Origin of the sequence: Flavobacterium branchiophilum NBRC 15030 = ATCC 35035 (genome assembly GCF_002217205.1) — a bacterium.
Classification (GTDB): domain Bacteria; phylum Bacteroidota; class Bacteroidia; order Flavobacteriales; family Flavobacteriaceae; genus Flavobacterium; species Flavobacterium branchiophilum.
In genome coordinates, this window is sequence record NZ_MUGT01000151.1 from 1 (window position 1) to 21,126 (window position 21,126).

19 protein-coding genes are annotated in these 21,126 nt (G+C 34.3%); 2 read left to right on the forward strand and 17 right to left on the reverse strand.

Features of this window, described 5'->3' with window-relative positions; genetic code table 11:
• The first annotated feature begins 180 nt into the window (after window positions 1–180).
• Both B0A58_RS14120 and B0A58_RS14125 read left to right on the forward strand, forming a co-directional pair.
• Window positions 181–591 (forward strand): SRPBCC domain-containing protein, encoded by a 411-nt coding sequence (locus B0A58_RS14120; protein WP_089081594.1) that lies wholly within the window; start codon window positions 181–183, stop codon window positions 589–591.
• Window positions 592–625: 34 nt separating this feature from the next.
• Window positions 626–1,066 carry a VOC family protein gene (locus B0A58_RS14125; RefSeq protein WP_089081595.1) on the forward strand — a complete coding sequence of 147 codons (441 nt, stop codon included), beginning with the start codon at window positions 626–628 and terminating at the stop codon, window positions 1,064–1,066.
• Window positions 1,067–1,342: 276 nt separating this feature from the next.
• Here B0A58_RS14125 and B0A58_RS14130 read toward each other — a convergent pair whose 3' ends face one another.
• The 17 genes from B0A58_RS14130 to B0A58_RS14210 form a co-directional block, all read right to left on the reverse strand.
• Window positions 1,343–2,167: an Rpn family recombination-promoting nuclease/putative transposase gene (locus B0A58_RS14130; protein ID WP_089081596.1), complete on the reverse strand. Its 825-nt coding sequence runs from the start codon at window positions 2,165–2,167 to the stop codon at window positions 1,343–1,345.
• A gap of 319 nt (window positions 2,168–2,486) precedes the next feature.
• The gene (locus B0A58_RS14135) at window positions 2,487–3,176 is read right to left on the reverse strand and encodes a DUF4919 domain-containing protein (RefSeq protein ID WP_089081597.1); all 690 of its coding nucleotides are present in this window, start codon (window positions 3,174–3,176) and stop codon (window positions 2,487–2,489) included.
• A 296-nt stretch (window positions 3,177–3,472) separates the two neighbouring features.
• Window positions 3,473–3,961, reverse strand: coding sequence for a hypothetical protein (locus tag B0A58_RS14140; protein WP_185740228.1), 489 nt, complete (start codon window positions 3,959–3,961; stop codon window positions 3,473–3,475).
• 935 nt (window positions 3,962–4,896) lie between these two features.
• Entirely contained in the window at window positions 4,897–5,130 is a 234-nt protein-coding gene (locus B0A58_RS14145) for a hypothetical protein (RefSeq protein WP_089081598.1), read from the reverse strand.
• Window positions 5,131–5,170: 40 nt separating this feature from the next.
• On the reverse strand, window positions 5,171–5,902 hold the full coding sequence (locus B0A58_RS14150; protein WP_089081599.1) for a hypothetical protein: 732 nt from the start codon (window positions 5,900–5,902) through the stop codon (window positions 5,171–5,173).
• A 69-nt stretch (window positions 5,903–5,971) separates the two neighbouring features.
• The gene (locus tag B0A58_RS14155) at window positions 5,972–8,224 is read right to left on the reverse strand and encodes a multicopper oxidase domain-containing protein (RefSeq protein WP_089081600.1); all 2,253 of its coding nucleotides are present in this window, start codon (window positions 8,222–8,224) and stop codon (window positions 5,972–5,974) included.
• Window positions 8,225–8,287: 63 nt separating this feature from the next.
• Window positions 8,288–9,169, reverse strand: a complete 882-nt coding sequence (locus B0A58_RS14160) for a DUF3347 domain-containing protein (protein ID WP_014083442.1) — start codon at window positions 9,167–9,169, stop codon at window positions 8,288–8,290.
• A 93-nt stretch (window positions 9,170–9,262) separates the two neighbouring features.
• Window positions 9,263–9,631, reverse strand: coding sequence for a hypothetical protein (locus B0A58_RS14165; RefSeq protein WP_014083441.1), 369 nt, complete (start codon window positions 9,629–9,631; stop codon window positions 9,263–9,265).
• A gap of 138 nt (window positions 9,632–9,769) precedes the next feature.
• A complete protein-coding gene (locus tag B0A58_RS14170; protein WP_089081601.1) occupies window positions 9,770–11,809 on the reverse strand; it encodes a heavy metal translocating P-type ATPase in 2,040 nt (679 codons plus the stop codon).
• A 2-nt stretch (window positions 11,810–11,811) separates the two neighbouring features.
• Window positions 11,812–12,783 (reverse strand): hypothetical protein, encoded by a 972-nt coding sequence (locus B0A58_RS14175; RefSeq protein WP_014083439.1) that lies wholly within the window; start codon window positions 12,781–12,783, stop codon window positions 11,812–11,814.
• Between the two features lie 23 nt (window positions 12,784–12,806).
• Window positions 12,807–13,250 carry an MgtC/SapB family protein gene (locus tag B0A58_RS14180; protein ID WP_014083438.1) on the reverse strand — a complete coding sequence of 148 codons (444 nt, stop codon included), beginning with the start codon at window positions 13,248–13,250 and terminating at the stop codon, window positions 12,807–12,809.
• Between the two features lie 54 nt (window positions 13,251–13,304).
• On the reverse strand, window positions 13,305–13,532 hold the full coding sequence (locus B0A58_RS14185) for a dodecin family protein (RefSeq protein WP_014083437.1): 228 nt from the start codon (window positions 13,530–13,532) through the stop codon (window positions 13,305–13,307).
• A gap of 22 nt (window positions 13,533–13,554) precedes the next feature.
• The gene (locus tag B0A58_RS14190) at window positions 13,555–16,698 is read right to left on the reverse strand and encodes an efflux RND transporter permease subunit (protein WP_014083436.1); all 3,144 of its coding nucleotides are present in this window, start codon (window positions 16,696–16,698) and stop codon (window positions 13,555–13,557) included.
• 18 nt (window positions 16,699–16,716) lie between these two features.
• Window positions 16,717–17,958: an efflux RND transporter periplasmic adaptor subunit gene (locus B0A58_RS14195; RefSeq protein WP_014083435.1), complete on the reverse strand. Its 1,242-nt coding sequence runs from the start codon at window positions 17,956–17,958 to the stop codon at window positions 16,717–16,719.
• 4 nt (window positions 17,959–17,962) lie between these two features.
• Window positions 17,963–19,159: a TolC family protein gene (locus B0A58_RS14200; protein ID WP_083839236.1), complete on the reverse strand. Its 1,197-nt coding sequence runs from the start codon at window positions 19,157–19,159 to the stop codon at window positions 17,963–17,965.
• 85 nt (window positions 19,160–19,244) lie between these two features.
• Entirely contained in the window at window positions 19,245–19,571 is a 327-nt protein-coding gene (locus B0A58_RS14205; RefSeq protein WP_014083434.1) for a DUF6660 family protein, read from the reverse strand.
• Window positions 19,572–19,801: 230 nt separating this feature from the next.
• Complete coding sequence (locus tag B0A58_RS14210; protein ID WP_014083433.1) at window positions 19,802–20,296, reverse strand: YfbM family protein; 495 nt, start codon at window positions 20,294–20,296, stop codon at window positions 19,802–19,804.
• Window positions 20,297–21,126 lie beyond the last annotated feature (830 nt).

The following is a 21,126-nucleotide window of genomic DNA, read 5'->3' on the forward strand; positions in this document are numbered from 1 at the left end:
CGGAACTATTTTTTTGGATTCATTTTAGTAAAAAAAAACCTATAGATTGTACTATTTTATATGTATATTTGACATTTTACCATCCACTTTTATGGTATTGAATGAAAATTGGACAAACAAAAAACCATTTATTCAAATATTTTTATACATTTGAGTTTTCAAACAAAACCTTGAACTAAAATGATAACAGTACAAACACAAGTCAATGCTCCCATAGAAACCGTTTGGGAATATTGGACAAATCCAAAGCATGTCCTGCATTGGAACCATGCTTCTGCCGATTGGCATACTACAAAAGCCACCAACCAACTCGAACTTCATGGGACTTTTTGCTATACCATGGCGGCCAAAGATGGCTCATTTAGCTTTGATTTTGGTGGACAATATACACTTATAAACCCTCAAAAAAACCTCCATTTTACGTTGGCAGACCACAGAACCGTGCAAATAGCATTTGAAAACACCCCAAATGGCGTAATCATTACCGAAACTTTTGAACCCGAAAACCAAAACTCACACGAATTACAACAAGCGGGATGGCAGGCCATATTAGATAATTTTAAAAATTATACAGAACAAACCCAAAATTAACATAACCTAATAACTAATTTACAATCAACACATTATGGCAACAGTCAATGCGTATCTTACTTTTAATGGCAACTGCGAAGAAGCCTTTTTGTTTTATAAATCAGTTTTTGGAGGCGATTTTGCTTATGTAGGTCGTTTTTCAGACATGCCTCCATCCGAAGACAACGAACCTCTTTTGCCCGAAGTAGCGCAAAAAATCATGCACATCAACTTGCCAATCAGTAATGAAACGATACTTTTGGGCAGCGATAATATTGAAGGTAAGTATGGAAAAGTGGTTTTTGGCAACAATATTGCGCTGTCCATCAACACGGCCTCCGTTTCAGAAGCAGACCACATTTTTAATGCACTTGCAGTTGGCGGAACCATTACAATGCCCCTCGAAAAAACGTTTTGGAATGCTTACTTCGGCATGCTTACCGACCAATTTGGTATTCAATGGTTGGTGAATTACGATTTTCCATTAGACAAATAACAAACTTTTGGCCTATAAAAAATACAACACTACAAATTATTTTTTATAGGTCAAAATCTTATAAAAATATAAATTATTAGGAGCTATTTCCAGCTTTTCATTTCAATCTTTTTGTTTTTTTATCATTTTTTTATAAACACACCAAACAACATTAAAATCCTGCTTTCAAACCAACATTATCCCAAAAAAACAAAAAGGATTTCCATTGCAATCTGGGCTAGGGCTTCCCGTTTTCAAACATGTATCATATTAAAAATTAAAAAGTAATTTATTTTTTTACAATTTCTCAATTTCGCTTTCAGAAAGGCCTGTCAATTTCATAATATCCATAATAGCAAGCCTCATTTGTTTGGCAGATTTTGTTCCTTCTATTTTTCCTTCGTCAAAAGCGGTGTCTATAACTCCTTTTAGATCTCGGTATGTTTTTAAACTACTTTCATAATGCTCTAGTTCGGCCTGTCCGAACGTTGCTAATTCGGCTTTCTCAAATGCTTGGGTAAATACTTCGTCCTTAAAAATTGTAGGTATAGATTGAAAATCTTCCAAATGCTTGATAAAGTACAACCATTTGTCCAAACGTGATATTAAGGCTGACTCTGTGAGCTTAAAATTGGGCATTTCAAGGTAAATGTAAGTCAATTTTTCATAAAAAGTCTTCCCATTTTGGTTTTTCAATTTAATTGTGTGTACTACTTCCTTTTTTTCTGGTTCGCTTTCGTAGTCGTCAAACGTAAAATCTAATATCCCAACACAATAAACTGCCTTCAAATGATAATTCCATTCGCCCTTTTCGGCTTGCTCCCTAATGGGAAATGTCGAATAATAAATGGTTCTTTCTTTAAAATAATTTTGCTTTGCTTTTTGGAGTTCTACTATAAACTTTTCGCCTTTTTCATTTTCACAATAAATGTCGTAAATGGCTTTTCTATCAGCATCCGATTGTCCTAATTGTTCTGTGTTTTTAAAATTTAGATCTACAATTTTATTGGCTTGAGGCAACAGTGCATTCAGAAAATCTATCAGCAAAGGTTTGTTGACCTCTTCTCCAAAAATTTTTTTAAATCCAAAATCCGTAAATGGGTTGATGTATTTTGCTCTCATCGTTTTGCTCTAAAATATCGAGACAAATTTAAACATTTTTTGAAGCCCTTTGCTAAATTTGTTGTGTTTTGTTTGGCTTTTGGTTGTATTTAGGCTCTTTGATTATTATTCCAAAATAGAAAAAAATGAAATACATCAAAATATAATATTATTTTTCACCCCCCCTTAAAAATACTATCTAAATATGTTTCGATAACTTCATAAGGGTAATGAATGGAATTGATTTAACACTTTTTCTTTATTCTTTATTGAAATTCGTCGATTTTAATTCATTGGTAGGCTAGCAGTCGCAACGAAGCTCTAGCTGTTGTGCGAGGTTTTATTTTCTGTCAAAAAGTTTCATCTCGTTTTCTAATATTTTTTCAATACTAAAATACATTCCATCTATTTTGTATTTCCCTTTTTCAAACGCCATATAATCACAATTTCCAACTAGACTTTGTGAATTGTTTTGAAGTTCAAATAGATTTAGTAAAACATATTCGTGACTTACCGAAATTACGTGAAATCCTGTTTCACACTTTTCCCCATTACCGGATGAAATAATTGCTTCTATAATTTTATGAAATCTGTTTGATATATTTTTTGCTGATATTTCATCTCCTTTTAAGTGATAAATGTATGCAAGGAAATTCATTTGTCTTAAATCAAATGGGAATAAACTAATTGAGTGTTCGGCTAATTTTATAATTTCATTATAATCTTTTTCATTTATCTTATCACTTTGATAATACTTTTTAAGTTTTTCTTCGTCTGGCGATCTAAAATAAGAACTATATTTTTGGTTAAAAACATAGCCAAAATAAAGATGTCTATAATCTTCGTTATTCAATAGAGAATCATTGGATGTCATTCTTTCCAATAATTTTGGATAATAATAATTAGAGGATTTATCTTCAATATTTTTTTTAATTAACTTGTAATCTGGAATTTCATATTTTTTTACTTGGGAAAAAGTATTATTAGATAATAGTATTAAAATCGTAAGTATTAAAATTATTTTTTTCATTTTTTTCGTTTTTCAAAATCTCGCACAACGTCAGTCTGTGAAAAAACTTACCGTTAATTATTTATCAAAAATATTAAAAACTATGAAATAAAATAACATTTATTTATAATTTTTTTATAAAAAGAGGAACCAAATCCTCTTACAATGCTATCTAAAATCTTTTCGATAAACCCATAAGGGGTGTGCATGTAATCGGTTCCGTTCAACACGAGTTTAACTCATTGACTATATTTTTTATAGGTATTCGTTGATTACAATTCATTGCTCGGCTTTCAGCCGCAACGAAAGGCTAGCTGTTATGGGTTGTTTTTTCCTTTCTTGATAATGTTTCCCTCGTTGTCGTAAATGGTTATATAGTCGTCATTGTAAGTCCGACTTGTCACGCCAAGTTTGTCAAGCAGAGCATTTGCTTTTATTCTTGTCGAAGCCCACATTTCGTGTTTGTCGATAAATTCCCAGTCCCAAATTTCAGAAGGAATGTCGTCTGTCCATTTTTTAAACTTTAGCAACTCGTCCTTGAAAGATTTGTCTATTACACCTTTTCGGAAAATTGTCTCGAAACAAACGGGTGTAAATGCGTAGTCAATTTCTGATTCAAGTTCGGTCATTGGATTAAATACAGGTCCTGAAAGTTTCTCCAACTCTTTTGATGTCAGCGAAAAAAGAATTATTGAGTTTATCAAGTTTGTATAATAAAAGTCAACATACTTGTCGTATTCAATTTCTTCTTTGTCGACTGATGATTTGTCTGTCGAAGTCGTCTTACTACCAAATATTGATTTCAAGTTTATCTTCATTTCTGTCTGTCGTCAAAATAGCCCATAACCGAGTCACGCAGGGGAATTTCACCCCTGCGTTCTCACGGAACCGTGCTTGAAATGAAATTCGACGAAGTCAAAGTCTCCCTTCACACGGCTCTTCATAGTATTAAATCACACAAATATAATTATATTTATGGATATACCTATAACCAATGTAAGAATAAATTAGTTATTGGCTGTGATTTTGTTTCGTAATAATCAATCATCCCATTTCTGGTTGTTAATTGTTAGTAAAACTTACTATGCCTAGTCCTTTGCTCCATACTCATTACAAGTACTTCATCACTACTACGACTAGGTATGCCCCCTATATCTCAACCACATCCTTTGCTGTCTGTTTCCTCTTGCGATTTTACAGAACAATATAGAGTTCACTTGTTCCTTAAAACAGCCTATTGATGCGTCTTGCCAACTTAACCCCGGATGCCGTGTATTCAGTAATCAGGTTTCCAATACACTTGGTCATAGGTACAAACGTAACTACCTATTTTTGACATCGTCTTTTGCGCTTACGAGGCTTCGTCATTGGTTCACTCACGTTCAACTCACATAAACTTACCTACAGCATTCATAGATGCCGTTTTTCTTTGTCGCTCACCACACCATAGTTTCCTAATGATGCAGCACAAAGTGGTTTACGGATTATTTTTTAATGTTTTTTTGGTATCCGTGCATCCGCTTCGCTCAAGTAGTAACTACTCCTGAAAGTCGTCACTGAGAGACCTACTCTCATCTGTTTTTAAAGCATCAACAACTGCGTTGTTGTTCAAGTCACACACGTCCCGCAGCTTGGCGATGTGGCGGATTAAGGAAGCCTAAACTTTCGGTTAAACACTGACTTTGCAAGTACAAAACCAACTTCAAATTAAGCCTAAACCCGCCATATTGCCAAACTGCTGTTATATGACGCCCTTTTTTTTTTCATTCCATTTGGCGATTGCTATTATTCTATTTGCGGAAGCTATATTTCTAATTGCGGTTGTCATATTTCTTTCTGCGGATTGAATAATTCTAAATGCGGTTGAAATAAATCTAAACGCAAATAAGATAAAACTTATTGCGGTAGCAATAAGTTTGTTTGCGAAACAAACAATTCTTTTTGCGTTTAGTATATTTCTTTCTGCGGTTTGCATATTCTTAAATGTGGGGTGTACTTTTCTGTTTTGGGTTATGTTATTTTTTCGCTTTCTTAAATTCTATTCCTTTTACTTGTGCAAATTCTGGGCTTGATGCTCCAAAAAGTGATTTGATGTATTTCTTCACTTCGGTTGCTATTTCAACTAATCCTGTGTTGTCTGCATACAATGTGTTGTTTCTTGCAATTCTTGAATTGCTAATGTTGGTATATGCTGTTGCAACTTCGTTATTTTTAGCTGTTAAATTGATTTGCAATGCTGTAAGCGTTGCAGTTGCTAAAGCGGTTTCGTTTGGTGCATAACTTGGCTCTGAAATTAAAACAGATGTTAGACCTGACAAATGTTGTATTTGTTGGTCATACGATTGCTGACTTGTAGAAATGGTTGCTGGTGCTGGTGTGTTTGGGTCGATAGGCGTTGTAGCGGTTGATGCTCTTTTGCCTTGTAACTTTCTATTAAATCCTTTTGCATCTTTTATAACTTGAGCGGTTGCATCGGTAGTTTCTAATGCGTTTACTAATCGAGTTGATAACGCTTTTAAACCGCTGAAAGCGTTTACTCTTTCGTTTACTTTATTATTATATGCTGTGTTTTTGGTAATAACATCGGCTAAACTTGTTTGCGATGCTGTTGCAAGTGCGTTAAGTTGTGGTAACTTTAGTGCGTTTTTGGTTGGGTTGTAAGTTGCTCCGTAACCTGTTACGAATGAAATTAAATCTTGAAGATTTGCTACGTTTTTTGCGTGTCCTGTTTCTGATGTAGAAGCCATATTTTTAGTTTTTTAGTTGATTAATATTTATCAAAAATAATTAAAATTTAGTATTGTGAGAAAATTATTTTAATAGTTGAAACTTGCTCCAAAACCAATCCCCATATCGCTGTCATAATGTGTGGTTACTCCAAAGTTTCGTTTGATGATATAACGCAATCCTGCCATATATTCTTTGTCAGTATTCCACATTAAACTCATTCGTAGGCGTTTGGAAACTGGAATGTCTTTGCGTTCAAATTGTAATCTAAAATTTCCATCGGTAAAAATTTCGACTTGTGCTTTTATTAGCATTGGCATTGTGTATTCTAATCCTGCACTAAAAACAGAACGAACATCTTTGGTGCTTTCTTGCCCGAAAAGGTTTTTTTCTGTTTCGCCATCTTCCATTTTTCTGTATCGCCAATCGAAACCAACAAACGGCATTATCCATTGCATTTTTCCAATATATCGCCCAATGTGTGTTTCGGTTTCGTAGCCGTGATGGTCGTTGTAACCCAAACGCCATTCTGTGCCAATGCTCCAACGTGTGCTTTGATACATTGCTTCTCCATCGTTTCCGTTGGTTGCAAAATCATTTTCTGCCATAAAATGGAATTTTCTATCGTCGGCAAAAAGTTTGCGTTGTGCGAGTTTTGGATTTGGTATTTCGGGATTTGGTGCTTGATTTTCGTAACTTAAAACTCTGCCCATTCCGCTCATCATATGGTAGAGAATATGACAATGGAAAAACCAATCGCCCTCGATATTGGCGTTAAATTCTAAAACATCGGTTTCCATTGGCATAATATCAATGATGTTTTTGAGTGGTGCATAGTCGCCTTGTCCGTTTATTATTCTAAAATCGTGTCCGTGCAAGTGCATTGGGTGTCGCATCATTGAGCCGTTGTAGATTGTGATACGAACATTTTCGCCTTTTTTGATTAAAATTTTGTCGGTTTCGGAAACTACTTTGTTGTCTAAACTCCAAACGTAGCGGTTCATATTTCCTGTTAGTTCAAATTTCAATTCTTTTACAGGTGCATCTTTTGGGAGTGTTGTTTTGCTTGGCGATTTTAACATTGCATAATTTAGGGTTACAATATCCGAAAGTTTGTTGCTGTTATAATCGTCTTCGGTCATTTTCATATCGCCCATTTTGTCGTTTTTGGGTTTTGCTTCGCCTGTAATTTCTGGATACATTACTAAGTTCATATCCATTTGATTGTAGGACATACTCATTCCCATATCGTCTAAATCTCCGTTCATTTTCATCATATCGTTCATCATTTTCATACCCTCAAAATATTTTAATTTTGGTAGGGTAGAAGTGAGTTGTTTGATACCATCGCCCAAATATAAGGATGCGGATTTTGTGCGGTCTTCGGAAGTTACCAAAAATTCGTAAGCGGTTTTGTCGGCTGGAATGGTTACAACAATATCGTAAGTTTCGGAAACGGCAACGATTAATCTATCGACTTCCACAGGCTCAACATCGTTACCATCGTTGGCAACTACGGTAATTTTTCCGCCTGCATAATTAAGCCAAAAATAAGTTGATGCTCCGCCGTTTGAAATTCGCAAGCGTACTTTGTCGCCACCTTTGAACTGTGAAAGTTGGCTTTCGTTTTTTCCGTTGATTAAAAATTTGTTATAATAAACATCGCTCACGTCCATTGCGTTCATTCGTTTCCATTCGTTGGTTACTTTGGTTTTGAAATGACCTTGTTGGATTGCTTCGGAATAACTTTGTGTTGTTCCTTTTTGGATAGCGAACCAATCTGTTGCGTTGTGCAACATTCGGTGTACATTATCAGGATTTGCGTCCGTCCATTCGCTTAAAACAATTGGAATTGATGGCAAATTGTCAATTCCTTTTCTAAAAGTTGGGTCGGTTGCTTTTTTGAGCATTACAAAATTTCCGTACATTCCGATTTGTTCTTGCAATCCCGAATGACTGTGATACCAATGTGTGCCGTGTTGTATAATTGGGAAAGAATATTTGTGTGTCGTTTTGGGTTTTATTGGCATTTGTGTCAAATTAGGAACGCCATCTTCTTTGTTTGGCAAAAATAATCCGTGCCAATGTAATGATGTTTCTTCTTTTAGTTCGTTATGCACATAAATTTCTGCAATGTCGCCTTCGGTAAATGTTAGTGTTGGCATTGGGATTTGTCCGTTTACCGCAATGGCGTGTTTTGGTTTGTCTCCAAAAGTTACGATTGTATCACGCACATATAAATCGTAGCGAACGATTTTTTGAGCGAAAATGGATTGAGAAAGAAACAATATCAATATTACCGTAGGCAATATTGATATGTTTTTTATTTTTTTATTTTTCATTTTGATAGTTTCAATTAATTGAATTAAAAAGGCGAAGCCTTTTTGGGCTTCGCCAAATTAAATTTATTTGATAGTTTCTGTTACTTTTCCACAACTTAACATCATTGAACCGTAATAAGGATTTTTAACTACATTTTCTTTGCTTAACCAATTAGCACCTTTACCATTGTTTGCCATTGGGCAAAATTGGTAATAAGTTGGCGTTTCTTGTTTTGATACTTTGATTAAATCATACATATTTTTTGAAAGTGTATCAAAATGGTCTCTTTGGTGTTTTGCATCTTTGGTGTCTGCAATATGTTCGGCATCTTCTTTTATGTTTTTCAAAACTTTCATCCAAACATTGTGTTCGTCTGTTTTTAAAGTTTCCATTTTAACAGCGTTTATTGCTGAAAGTAATGCTGTTGCTTTTGCTGACGCAGTGTTACCATCTGTTTTTACTAACGCATCTTTTACAGCAAAATAATTATCGAAAACGGCTTTTAGTTGGTTTACTTCTTGAATTTCAACTTTTGGCGTTTCGGTATGGTTAGTGTGATTTGTCATTTCTGAATGTTTGGATATATCTGCTCCCGAAATAGCATCAATTTTTACAGGAACTTTTGCAACTCTATCGTATTGGCAACAACCTGGCAGTTTTGAATATGCGTTATCAGGTGCAAGAAATTTGTCGCTATCGTAACCACTTAATGCAATACGTTTTAAAATTGCATCTTGATTGGTTTTTTTACTATCGTAAGTTAAAGTTGCCATTTTCGTATCTACGTTCCAATCTACTTTGGCTATTTTTTTAAGATTACCTGCTTTTTCAATTGTTTTTTTGCACATATCACAGTTTCCATAAATTTTAACTGTTTCTGTTTTTGCGTTTTTAATTTGTGCATTGCACGATGTGAATGATAACAATATTGTAATTGCTACCAATATTTTTGATATTGATTTCATTGTAATAAAATTTTAATTTTTGTTAAATAAATAATTTTGACAGCAAAGTATTTGCTATCAACAAGACAGACTTATGGCTGTCAAAGATTGAAATTATTTTATTTTAGGAGGAAGCCAAACGGAAGTAAAACCCGAAGAAATAAAGGTTTTTGAATGATGAAATTTTGGTTTTTCGGCAGAAAAATCAAAAGAATTATTTTTAAATTCGATTTCGTAAGAAGAAATTAAACTAAAATTTATTGTTGTTGACGATGTGCAATTTGAGTGTCCGCATTTTCCGCCACAACTTTTGTCTTCGTCTTTCGAGTGTTGTTTATTGTTGCAACAGTCTTTTTTTTCTGTTTTAGAAGTTGTTTCTTTTTTGCAACACGATTTTTCGGTTTTAGTTCCACACGCAAAAGAATTACTTGGCATCAATAAGAAACCAAATAATGCAACTACTAAAATGTGAATTTTATTCATATTTATATCGATATGCCGCAAAAGTAATTAAATTACATCGATTTTATACTAATCAATTGTTAAAATATAGATTTATAATATTAAAAAAGGTGTTTGAAATTGTATAACAAACACCTTTAATTTGAATAATAATTATCCTTAAAACTTCATTCGTTGTATTCTTACAGCATTTAAAATAGCTAAAAGTGCTACACCAACATCGGCAAAAACGGCTTCCCACATTGTGGCTAAACCGCCTGCTCCAAGCACTAAAACAATTGCTTTTACTACAAATGCCAAAGTGATATTTTGCCAAACAATTTTTTTGGTTTGCTTACCAATGTTTATTGCCATTGGAATTTTTGAAGGCATATCGTCTTGAATAACCACATCGGCAGTTTCGATGGTGGCATCGCTTCCTAAACCGCCCATTGCAATACCTACGTTGCTTAATGCCACAACTGGTGCATCGTTTACGCCATCGCCTACAAAACAAACTGTTTCATTTTGGGCGATGATTTCTTTGACTTTGTTTACTTTGTCTTCGGGCAATAAATCCCCAAAGGCATTTGTAATTCCGAGTTTTTGAGCCACAAATTGCACTACTGTATCTTTGTCGCCACTTAACATTGTGGTTTTTATGCCTAATGCTTTTAGTTTGTCGATGGTGATTTGTGCATCTTCTTTTATGCTGTCTGCAATGGTTAAATAGCCCACAAATTTTTTATCATACGCTACTGCAATTAATGTGTAAACAATACTTTTTGGATCAATATCATAAGCAATAGAAAATTTATCCATTAGTTTGAAATTTCCAACTAACAATTCTTTTGCGTTTACATTGGCTTTTAATCCGTGTCCTGATATTTCTTCTACATCTTTTAAAACTATTGAACTATCAATTTTACCAACAAATTGATGAATGGCGGTTGCTACTGGATGTGTGCTTTGGCTTTCTAAAGCGTTGACCATTTGCAAGATTTCGTCTTTATTAAAATCGGTATTAAAAACAACTTCCTGCACTTTAAAAACGCCTTCGGTCATTGTGCCTGTTTTGTCCATTACTACGTTTTGAATGGTTGCCATCACATCAAGAAAATTACTTCCTTTGAATAGTATTCCGTTTTTTGAAGCCGAACCAATTCCGCCAAAATAACCTAATGGAATACTGATAACTAATGCACACGGACACGAAATAACCAAAAATACTAATGCTCTGTATAACCAATCTCTAAAAACATAATTATCTACAAAAAGCATTGGAACAACACAAATTAAGATGGCTAAAAGCACAACTATTGGTGTGTAAATTTTGGCAAACTTTCGGATGAATAATTCGGTTGGTGCTTTTTTGGCGGTAGCATCTTGCACCATTTCGAGAATTTTGGATAGTTTACTATCGGTGTAGGCAACGGTAACTTTTACTTGACAAACGGAATTTAGATTTATCATTCCTGCCAAAACGGTTTCGCCTTTGGCTTTTGTGTCGGGTTTGCTTTCGCCTGTGAGTGCCGAAGTATTAAACGAAGCCGTATCTGAAAGTAATTCGCCATCTAATCCTAGTTTTTCTCCTGCTTTGAGTTGGATAATATCGCCAATTTTAGCCGTTGATGCTTTGATAGTTTTGGCAACATTATTTTCGAGAATTGTTACTTCGTCTGGTCGCTGGTCGAGCAAAGTTTTGATATTGGCTTTGGCTCTTTTTACTGCTAAAGTTTGAAACACTTCGCCAACTGCATAAAATAACATTACTGCTACGCCTTCGGGATATTCGCCTATTGCAAATGCTCCGATAGTTGCAATACTCATTAGCAAAAATTCAGAGAATATTTCTCCTTTTCCAATGCTTGTAAATGCTTCTTTGACTACTGGAAAGCCAACTGGAATGTAAGCAACTACATACCAAATAATTCTTACCCAACCTGTAAACCACGATTGCGGAAAATAATTATCTAAACCAATAGCAATCATCAATAATACAAAACTTATGATTGCTGGTAAGAACATTTGAAACGTGGTTTGGTCTGAACCCGAGTGGTCGTGTCCATCATCATCTCCGTGTTCTTCGTGGTTGTGTCCATCATCTTTTGTGTACCCATCTTTTAATAAAACTGATGCACCTGCTTTGCTGTAAATTTTTTCTTGTTGGGTGCAGCAAATTTGTTTGCCTTTTGCATCGTATATATGTTTATGTTCCATAATTATTGATTGATTAAATTGGTTAATAATTTTTCTGAAAAATATGTTTTAGATATGGTGCTTGCTTCTTGTAAAAGTGATTTTGAACTTGGTTGCGTTTTACCTAAAAGTTGCATTGTTTTGGTTTCGGCTTCTTCATTTTTAAGAAATTCTGTTGCTTGTAAAGCATCTTCCAAAACTTTTATGCGTAAGCCACTATCTTTTATTTTGCCCAATTCGGCTATCATCCAACTTAATGCTAAAAAGTTATTTTTATTTATGGATAGAAAATGAGTAAGTTCTTTTGATGTTATTAATTGATTGAATGGAGAAGTTGTAATTTCTTCGGTAAGATATTTTTTTATAACTTCATCGGTTGTTTTGTTTGCAAACAATTCTACAACACCATTTAATGCTTGTGGATAAATGCTTAACCAACGTAATTTTCTGCGTAGTTCGTGTACATCTTCTTCTACATTATCAAACGTAAAAGTTGTTTTTTTAGTAAAATAAATTATATCTGTTATTTCATCTTGGTAATACTTTTGCATTGCCTTAATTTCTTTTTCTTCTTTAAGCCAATCTGCTTTTTTAAGACGCTTTTGTATTTTATCAATTCGTTTGCCATTGAGCCAATTTTCATTAATTAAAAGTTTGTTTAATATATTTAACTTCTCTTTTGATTTTTTTGCAATATAATCTTTTACTAATGATGGAATAGTGGTATTAGAAGCAAATTCTTTTTGAAAAGCAATGTAATAATCTACCGCACCCAAAGCATCTTCTATTTGCTTCGATTGTTCTTTTATTTTTTTAAAATCTTTTTTGTTATGCAATTCTGCATACATTTTTGATAGTCCTTCTATCATAAAAAAAGGCGTTCTCAAATCGTTAAGGTATAACCACAATGCAGGGTTTTCTTGACTATTAGCGTTATGTAAAAGTGTTTTTATTTTTTTGATTTGTATGTTAAATCTTTGTTTTGAACTGTTCATTTTTTTAAAATTTAATTGTTAATTTATTCTTTGTTTTTAATTGATTGTTTCCATTTTTCATACCACTTGTAATGTGGCAATGCTAGTAAAAAGAAGATTAAAACCGTTGCTACAATGGCTATTATAAACATATTTAAACCTACTGCAATGCCAATTGAAGCCGTACACCAAATGGTAGAAGCTGTTGTAAGTCCTTTTGGTTTGTTTTCTTCATCTTTAAAAATAATACCTGCACCTATAAACCCAATACCTGTAACTATACCTGTCATTATTCTTGCAATAGCAGATTTATCTTCGGTAAGGTGCGATGCGATGAGCATAAAAACACAAGCACCAACACAGATGGAAGCGTAGGTTCTAAGCCCTGCATCTTTGCCGTCTCTTTCTCTTTCATAACCTACTATTGCACCTAAAATAAGTGCAAGAATAAGTTTGGAAGAAATAATTAATTCGTTTATAATATCCATTTACTAATTTTTTTTTTTAAAACAGGCATAATTTTACTTATGCCTGCCATTAATTTATTCAGATGGTTCTGGATCTACTCCTGCATCAATTCTGAAAGAGATTTGACAAATAACGCCATAGGTTGTTACTTTTCCGTCTTTTACGTGTGCTTTGGTGTCTTTTACATACACCGAATCTACGTTACGAATGGTTTTAGAAACCTCGGTTACTGCATTTTGAATTGCATCTTCAATTCCGATTGCCGAAGTTGCTATCACTTCGATTACTTTTACTACTGCCATAATTTTCGTTTTTAAATGTTAATTATTGATTATTTATAATTGGAGATTTTTTTCTTCTTTTAATTCCTTTCTCGAAAAGTAAATATAATATTGGTAAAACAATTAAGGTTAGTAATGTTGCCGAAACTAATCCGCCAATAACTACGGTTGCTAATGGTTTTTGCACCTCGGCACCGCCACTAGTGGATAATGCCATTGGCAGAAATCCTAATGATGCTACTGTGGCTGTCATTAAAACTGGTCGTAAACGGGTTTTTGTTCCGATTAAAACGCGTTGTAATGGGTCGGTTATTCCTTCGGATTTGAGTTGGTTGAAATAGGATATAAGTACAATTCCGTTTAAAACTGCAATTCCAAATAAGGCAATAAACCCGATACCTGCCGAAATACTAAATGGCATTCCTCGCAACCAAAGTGCGAAAACACCTCCAATTGCTGAAAGTGGAATGGCTGTAAAGATGAGCAAGGATTGTTTCATACTGTTGAATGTAAAAAACAAAAGTACTAATATTAAGCCTAACGCCACTGGCAAGGCAATTGATAATCTTTTTGTTGCTTCTACCAAATTTTCAAACTGTCCGCCATAGGTAATATAATATCCTGTAGGAAGTTTGAAATTGGTTTCTAGTTTGGCTTGTATTTCTTCGACTACACTTTTTATATCTCGACCACGAACATTGAGACCAACAGTAATTCTTCGTTTTCCGTTTTCACGAGAAACTTGAACTGGACCTTGTTCAAATGCAACTGTTGCCACTTGTGAAAGAGGTAATTGTTGCCCGTTTGGTAATGGAATGAAAAGATTAGAAACATCAGTAATGTCAGTACGATAGTCTTTGTTCATTCGAACCACTACATCAAAACGTTTGCTTTCTTCATAAATTTTACCTGCGCTTTCGCCAGCAAAAGAGGAACGAATAATTTGATTAATATCTACAATATTTAATCCGTACAATGCAATTTTATTGTAATCGTATTTTATGGTTATTTGTGGTAAACCAGTTACTTTGTCTGCCTTTAAATCGCCAACTCCTTCAATTTTATTAATTTTTCCAATTAGTTCTTTTGCCTTGTTGTCTAAAACTTCTAAATCATCGCCAAAGATTTTGATGGCAATATCGCTTCGGCTACCTGTCATTAATTCGTTGAAACGCATTTGAATGGGTTGCGAAACTTCGATATTTGCACCAGGAATTTTTTCCATTTCCTCTTTCATCGCATTTGCCAAATCTTCCCAATTATCATAGTCGCCAGTCCATTCTGATTTGTCCTTTAGAACAATTATCATATCGCCACTTTCTATTGGCATTGGGTCGGTTGGGATTTCGCCACTTCCAATTTTTGCAACAATAGTCTTAATTTCTGGAAATTTTGCTTTTAGCATTTTTTCGTATTGGGTTGTAGTTTTTACCATTTGCGAAAGTGAACTTCCTGTCATAATAGTTGCATTGATTGCCAAATCGCCTTCTTCGATAGTTGGAATAAATTCGCCACCCATATTTTGAAAAACAATAACCGCAAAAACAAATAGTGCTAACGAAATGGCTAAAACTGCTTTTTTGAAACGTAATGCTCGGTCTAAAAATGGTGTGTAAATTTTTTCGAACCACGCCATCATTTTATCGCTAAAGTTGGGTTTGTGTTCGGTGTTTTTTGATAAGAACATTGCACTCATCATTGGTACATAAGTTAACGAAAGTATGAACGCACCAATAACTGCAAAGCCAACTGTCATTGCCATTGGTTTGAACATTTTGCCTTCTGTGCCCACTAATGCGAGGATTGGTAGGTACACAATTAAGATAATAATTTCTCCAAAAGCGGCACTGTTACGGATTTTTGAAGCCGATTTATATACTTCGCTATCCATTTCAAGTTGGGTTAAATTTTTTTGTCTTTTGAGTTTTTGTAAATGGTGCATTGTGGCTTCGACAATAATAACAGCGCCATCGACAATAATACCAAAATCGATTGCACCTAAACTCATTAGGTTTCCGCTTACGCCAAAGGCATTCATCAATATAACTGCAAAAAGCATTGACAGCGGAATTACAGAGGCTACGATTAATCCTGCTCGAAGATTTCCGAGAAATAAAATCAATACAAAAATTACTATTAATGCACCTTCTAAAAGGTTTTTAGTAACTGTTCCTATGGCGTTATCTACGAGTTTTCCTCTATCAATAAATGCTTCGGCAACAACTCCTTCGGGTAAGGTTTTATTGATTTGGATCATTTTTTCTTTTACCCTGTTTACTACTGCGCTAGAATTTTCGCCTTTTAGCATAAGTGCCATTCCGCAAACAATTTCGCCTTTTCCGTCTTTGGTTGATGCTCCGTAGCGTAGGGCAATACTTTCTTGAACTTCGGCTACATTTCGGATTAAAATTGGTGCACCATTTTTATTAGCAACCACAATATTTTCTAAATCTTTTATGCCTGTTGCCATACCTACACCACGAATGAAATATGAATATTGGTCTTTTTCGATATAAGCACCACCTGTATTTTGATTGTTTTTTTCGAGTGCATCAAAAATATCTGTGATGGTTATTCCAAAACTATTTAGTTTATTTGGGTTGACTGCGATTTCATATTGTTTTAGTTTTCCGCCCCAAGTACTGACCTCGGCAACGCCTTCAACACCTTGTAATTGTGGAGTTATAATCCAGTCTTGAATGGTTCGTAGTTGTACCGCATCGTATTTATTTTCATACCCTTTTTTGGCGTAAACATCGTATTGGTAAATTTCTCCCAGTCCTGTAGAAATTGGACCCAATTCAGGCGAGCCTGCATAGGCAGGAATGTTCTCTTTGGCTTGCGCAAGACGTTGAAAAATTTGTTCTCTTGCCCAATAAATATCAACATCGTCTTTAAAAACTACGGTTACTACTGATAATCCGAAACGTGAAATACTGCGTAACTCGATTACTTTTGGGATTGTTTTTACTGCTTGTTCAAGTGGATAAGTTATTAATTGTTCAACTTCTTGACTGGCTAGAGTAGGTGCTGTGGTAATAATTTGTACTTGATTATTAGTAACATCGGGTAAGGCATCGAGTGGTAAATTCTTGATAGAATAACTACCAAAAGCGATAAGAACCAACGTAAATAAGAGTATTATAAACTTGTTCTTGATACTGAATTGTATGATTTTGTCTAACATTTTCTTTGATTGAATTGATTAATGAACGTGTTCTCCGCCACCTTTCATAGCAGATAATAAATAGAAAGCTCCTTTGACTACAATTTTTGCATTTGCTGGAATTTCTTTTACAAATTTCACTTCTGTATAACCCAAATCGGTTGTACCAATAATTACTTCGACAGCTTCAAAATGTACTTCGTTATGTTCCTCTTCTTCTCCTTCTTCGTGTTCAGAATGTGCTTCGCCTTCTTTATGTTCGTGTGCTTCTTCGGTTTTTGCTTTCTTCGGTTCTTCGTGGTGTTCTTCTTGAATAAAAACAAAATATTTTTCGCCATCTTTAACAACGGCATCTTTTGGCAAAGCAGGAACGGTGGAATTGTTGATGTTGATATTGGCAGAAACATACATTCCCGAAATTAAACCTTTTGCATCATTAGCATTGATTTTGGCGTGAACTGCAACGGTTTTACTTTCGTTAGAAAACGATTTATTGATGCCGAAAATGGTTGCTTTTATTGTTTTATTTCCTTGATTTGTCAATATAAAATCGATGGTTTGCCCAACGGAAATAGTACCTAAATCTTTTTCGTAAACATTCAAATCGAGGTGCATTTGGCTGTTGTCAACTACTTCAAAAAGTGTTGTTCCTGTTTCTGCAAAAGCTCCTTTGGTAACACTAATTTTCCCCACATAACCCGAAATAGGCGAAACAATAGGAATTAATGAACTGCTAGAATTTAAACTTACATTTAATGCTTGCAGTTTGGTTTTGGATGCTTGCGCTCTTGCTCGTTCGACCGCTAATTTTGATTTTACTTCTTGAAAAACTTTACGAGGATTTACGTTTTCGTCGCTCAATGTTTTTTGGCGGTTGTATTCTAATTGCAAATATTCGATGTTCGCTGTTGCCGATTTGTAATCTTCTAACATTTCGACAACTTCAAGATTTTGGATAGTTGCCAAGGTTTTTCCTTTGGTTACAAAAGTGCCTTCGAGTACATAAATATCTTTGACAACTCCTGAAATGAGTGTCGAAATATTCGCCATATTTTGTGGCGGAACGGTTGTATAACCGTTTGCTTTAATAATGGTATTTAGATTTCTGTTTTCTAAACTTCCTGTTACTATGCCAACGGTTTTAAATTGTGCTTCGGTTAAAGCTACTTCGGTTTTGTTTTCTTCTTCTGTGTGTTCTTCTGTTTCTACTTTTTTGTCATTGCAGGAAGAAAGAATAAAGAGAAAAGAAAAAACTGATATTATTAATTTTATATTTTTCATAATCTTAATTGTTATAAATTGATGGAAATTGTAATTGAATAGCACTTTGATTATAAGCGTTCAAGGTTTCAGCATATTGTTTTTTAATATCGATGGCTTGATTTAGAAAACTGATATAAGTAAAATAACTCATATCGCCATTTTCATAACTTTTTTGTGCTGTATTTATGATTTGCTCGGCAAATTGTAAACCTTCGTTTTGATAGTAATCTAATCCTTTCTTTTGCTTGTCGAGTTCGTCTTGCAATTGCTGATTTTGAAGTTTTAAAGTCAATTTGCTTTTTTGCAATTCGAGTTCTGATTGCGAAATACTTATTGCTGATGCTTTTGCCTTTGCAGAATTTACGTTTCCGAAAAGCGGAATTTGAAGTCCTGCTGTAAAACCTTGAAACAAAGTTTTTGTGTCAATGCTTTGTGCAAAATAACCCAAACCGAGTTTAGGCATTTTTTGTGCTTTGAAAGTATTGGCTTCTTTTTGATATACTGAAATTTGTTGTTGGTAATATTCGGTTACGATATTTTCAACTTTGGAAGTGTTTTTAGTTGTGTTTTCATATTTGAAAACAACTTTGTCATTCGGAACAATATTATCTTCTGTGTTTAGAAAATATTGAAATTGCTTTTGATAAATGGCTAAATCGTAATCGATTTGGGCTTTTTGAGTTTCAATTTCTTTAACTTTTGCTTTGGCACTTATTACTTCTATATTTCCGCTTTCGCCTGTTTTGAAACGTAGTTCTGCGTTTTTTAGAAACTTGGTATAAATGTCATTCAGTTCAACATTGAGTTTTTGAATTGATATTCCGAATAAATATTGATAATAAGATATAGTAACTGCTTTCTCAATTTCGTATTCAGAAATTGCTTTTCGTTTCTCGGCAAGTTTTGCTAATTCTTCTTGTAGTTGACGATTGGCTTTTGTGATTTTTCCAATAGGAAAATATTGTTGTACCGAAACGTTATGGTCATAACTTACGCTGTTAAATTGTCCGCCTTGATATTGCACTTGTAAAGGGTCAATTTGAAAAGCTGTTTTTTTGAGAATAGTTTGCTTTTCAATTTCTTTATCGGCAATTTTTAAACCTATATTATTGGCTTTAGCCAATGATATAGCTTCTTCTAAAGTTACGGTTTGGTTTTTTTGGCTGAATGTTTTTGTAAAAAAACAAATAGCAATAAAAACATAAATATATTTTTTCATTGATTTTAAAATTAGTTTAATAAAATAAATATTCGTTTTTGGTGCGAAGCACCAAAACGGTTATTTTGTGCGAAGCACATTTTTATTAACTAATTTTGGGTGGTTGCCAAATTTTATCGGCAATTTTTTGGATGTAGATTGTTTCGTAGGAACTTATTTTTTCCTTTTGAAATGTGAAGATATTATTTTCTTTAAAGGAAACTAATTGCGTTTCAAAGTTTGCTAATTGTACTCCGCAACACGCACAAGTACAAAATGGTGGACATAATTCTGAACTGTGATTGTGTTTTTCGTGGTTGTCCTTTTCAGTAATTTCTGTTTTGGTTTTGTCGTTACATTCTACTGTATCGCCACACGGTAAAACCGATAGCGTTAAAATTAGAATAGAAAAAAGTAACCAAAAATTTTTCATAGTTGCAAATATAACTATTTTGAAATGTGAACGTTCTTTTTTGCAGGATTTTTTGGGCGGTTTGTGTAGCTCAAGGGTATCATATAACGTTTGAGTGTTTGCGAAGAGGCGGTTAAAAAAGCCTTTACTTTCCCTTAAACACTGGCTTTGCAAAAAAGCACAATCTTTAAATTAATCCGAAAGCCGCCTTTTTGCAAACACGCCGTTAGCTGTAGCCTTTTTTCTGTCGGTTAGTTCAGAAATGTAATAATTGCTTCTCCATTTTTTGTTGCGTCTGCAAAAACATTTTGTAATGTCGAAAAACCGTCAGCAACATAATCAAATGCATCGTCACCTTCGTCCCAAATTGTAGGATAAACTTCTAATTCGGTCATTTTTTCAGGATTAAACTTTTGCTTTAAGTCTGCAATAGTAATTGTCGATATTTCACTATTTAATTCAGCAACTTGTTCAGGTGTCAAGTAGTGAGCTGGACCATAACCTAAATCTTGTTCTTCGTCAATTAGTTGTCCGCTAAATAAAACTCTAACAAGATCATGTTCAGCAGTTGCTAAACTCTGTCCTGTTAGTAAAAATATTATTCCATCCCACGATTTGTCAATATCAACTAAATTTTCGTTTTCCGTTTCGTCATCATAGATTTTATCTTCCAATAATGAACTATCTTTCAAATATTCTTCAAGTTCAGATTTTGTCACTCGAAGTAAATTTCCAATCATACTCATAATTCAATTTATTTTATTGTTTAAAATTATCAATTCTGTTTGTGCGTTTTGTGTCAAGGTTACAGCTAATCGAGTCACGCAGGGGAATTTCACCCCTGCGTTCTCACGGAACCGTGCTTGAAAGTCTCCCTTCACACGGCTCTTCATAGTACTAAATCACACAAATATAATTATATTTATGGATATACCAATAACCAATGTAAAAATAAATTAGTTATTGGCTGTGATTTTGTTTCGTAATAATCAATCATCCCATTTCTGGTTGTTAATTGTTAGTAAAACTTACTATGCCTAGTCCTTTGCTCCATTTCCATTACAGAAACTTCATCACTACTACGACTAGGTCTGCCCCCTATATCTCAACCACATCCTTTGTTGTCTGTTTCCTCTTGCGATTTTACAGAACGATATAGAGTTCACTTGTTCCTTAAAACAGCCTATTGATGCGTCTTGCCAACTTAACCCCAGATGCCGTGTATTCAGTAATCAGGTTTCCAATACACTTGGTCATAGGTACAAACGTAACTACCTATTTTTGACATCGTCTTTTGCGCTTACGAGGCTTCATCATTGGTTCAGAGCTACGCTCGCCTCCTTCTAAATAATGTGTTTTTACACATTATTTCTCGGACATGTTCAACTCACATAAACACACCTACAGCAATCTTGTTGCCGTTTTTCTTTGTCGCTCACCACACCATAGTTTCCTAATAATGCAGCACAAAGTGGTTTACGGATAATTTTTTAATGTTTTTTTGGTATCCGTGCATCCGCTTCGCTCAAGTGATAACTACTCCTGAAAGTCGTCATCGAGAGACCTACTCTCATCT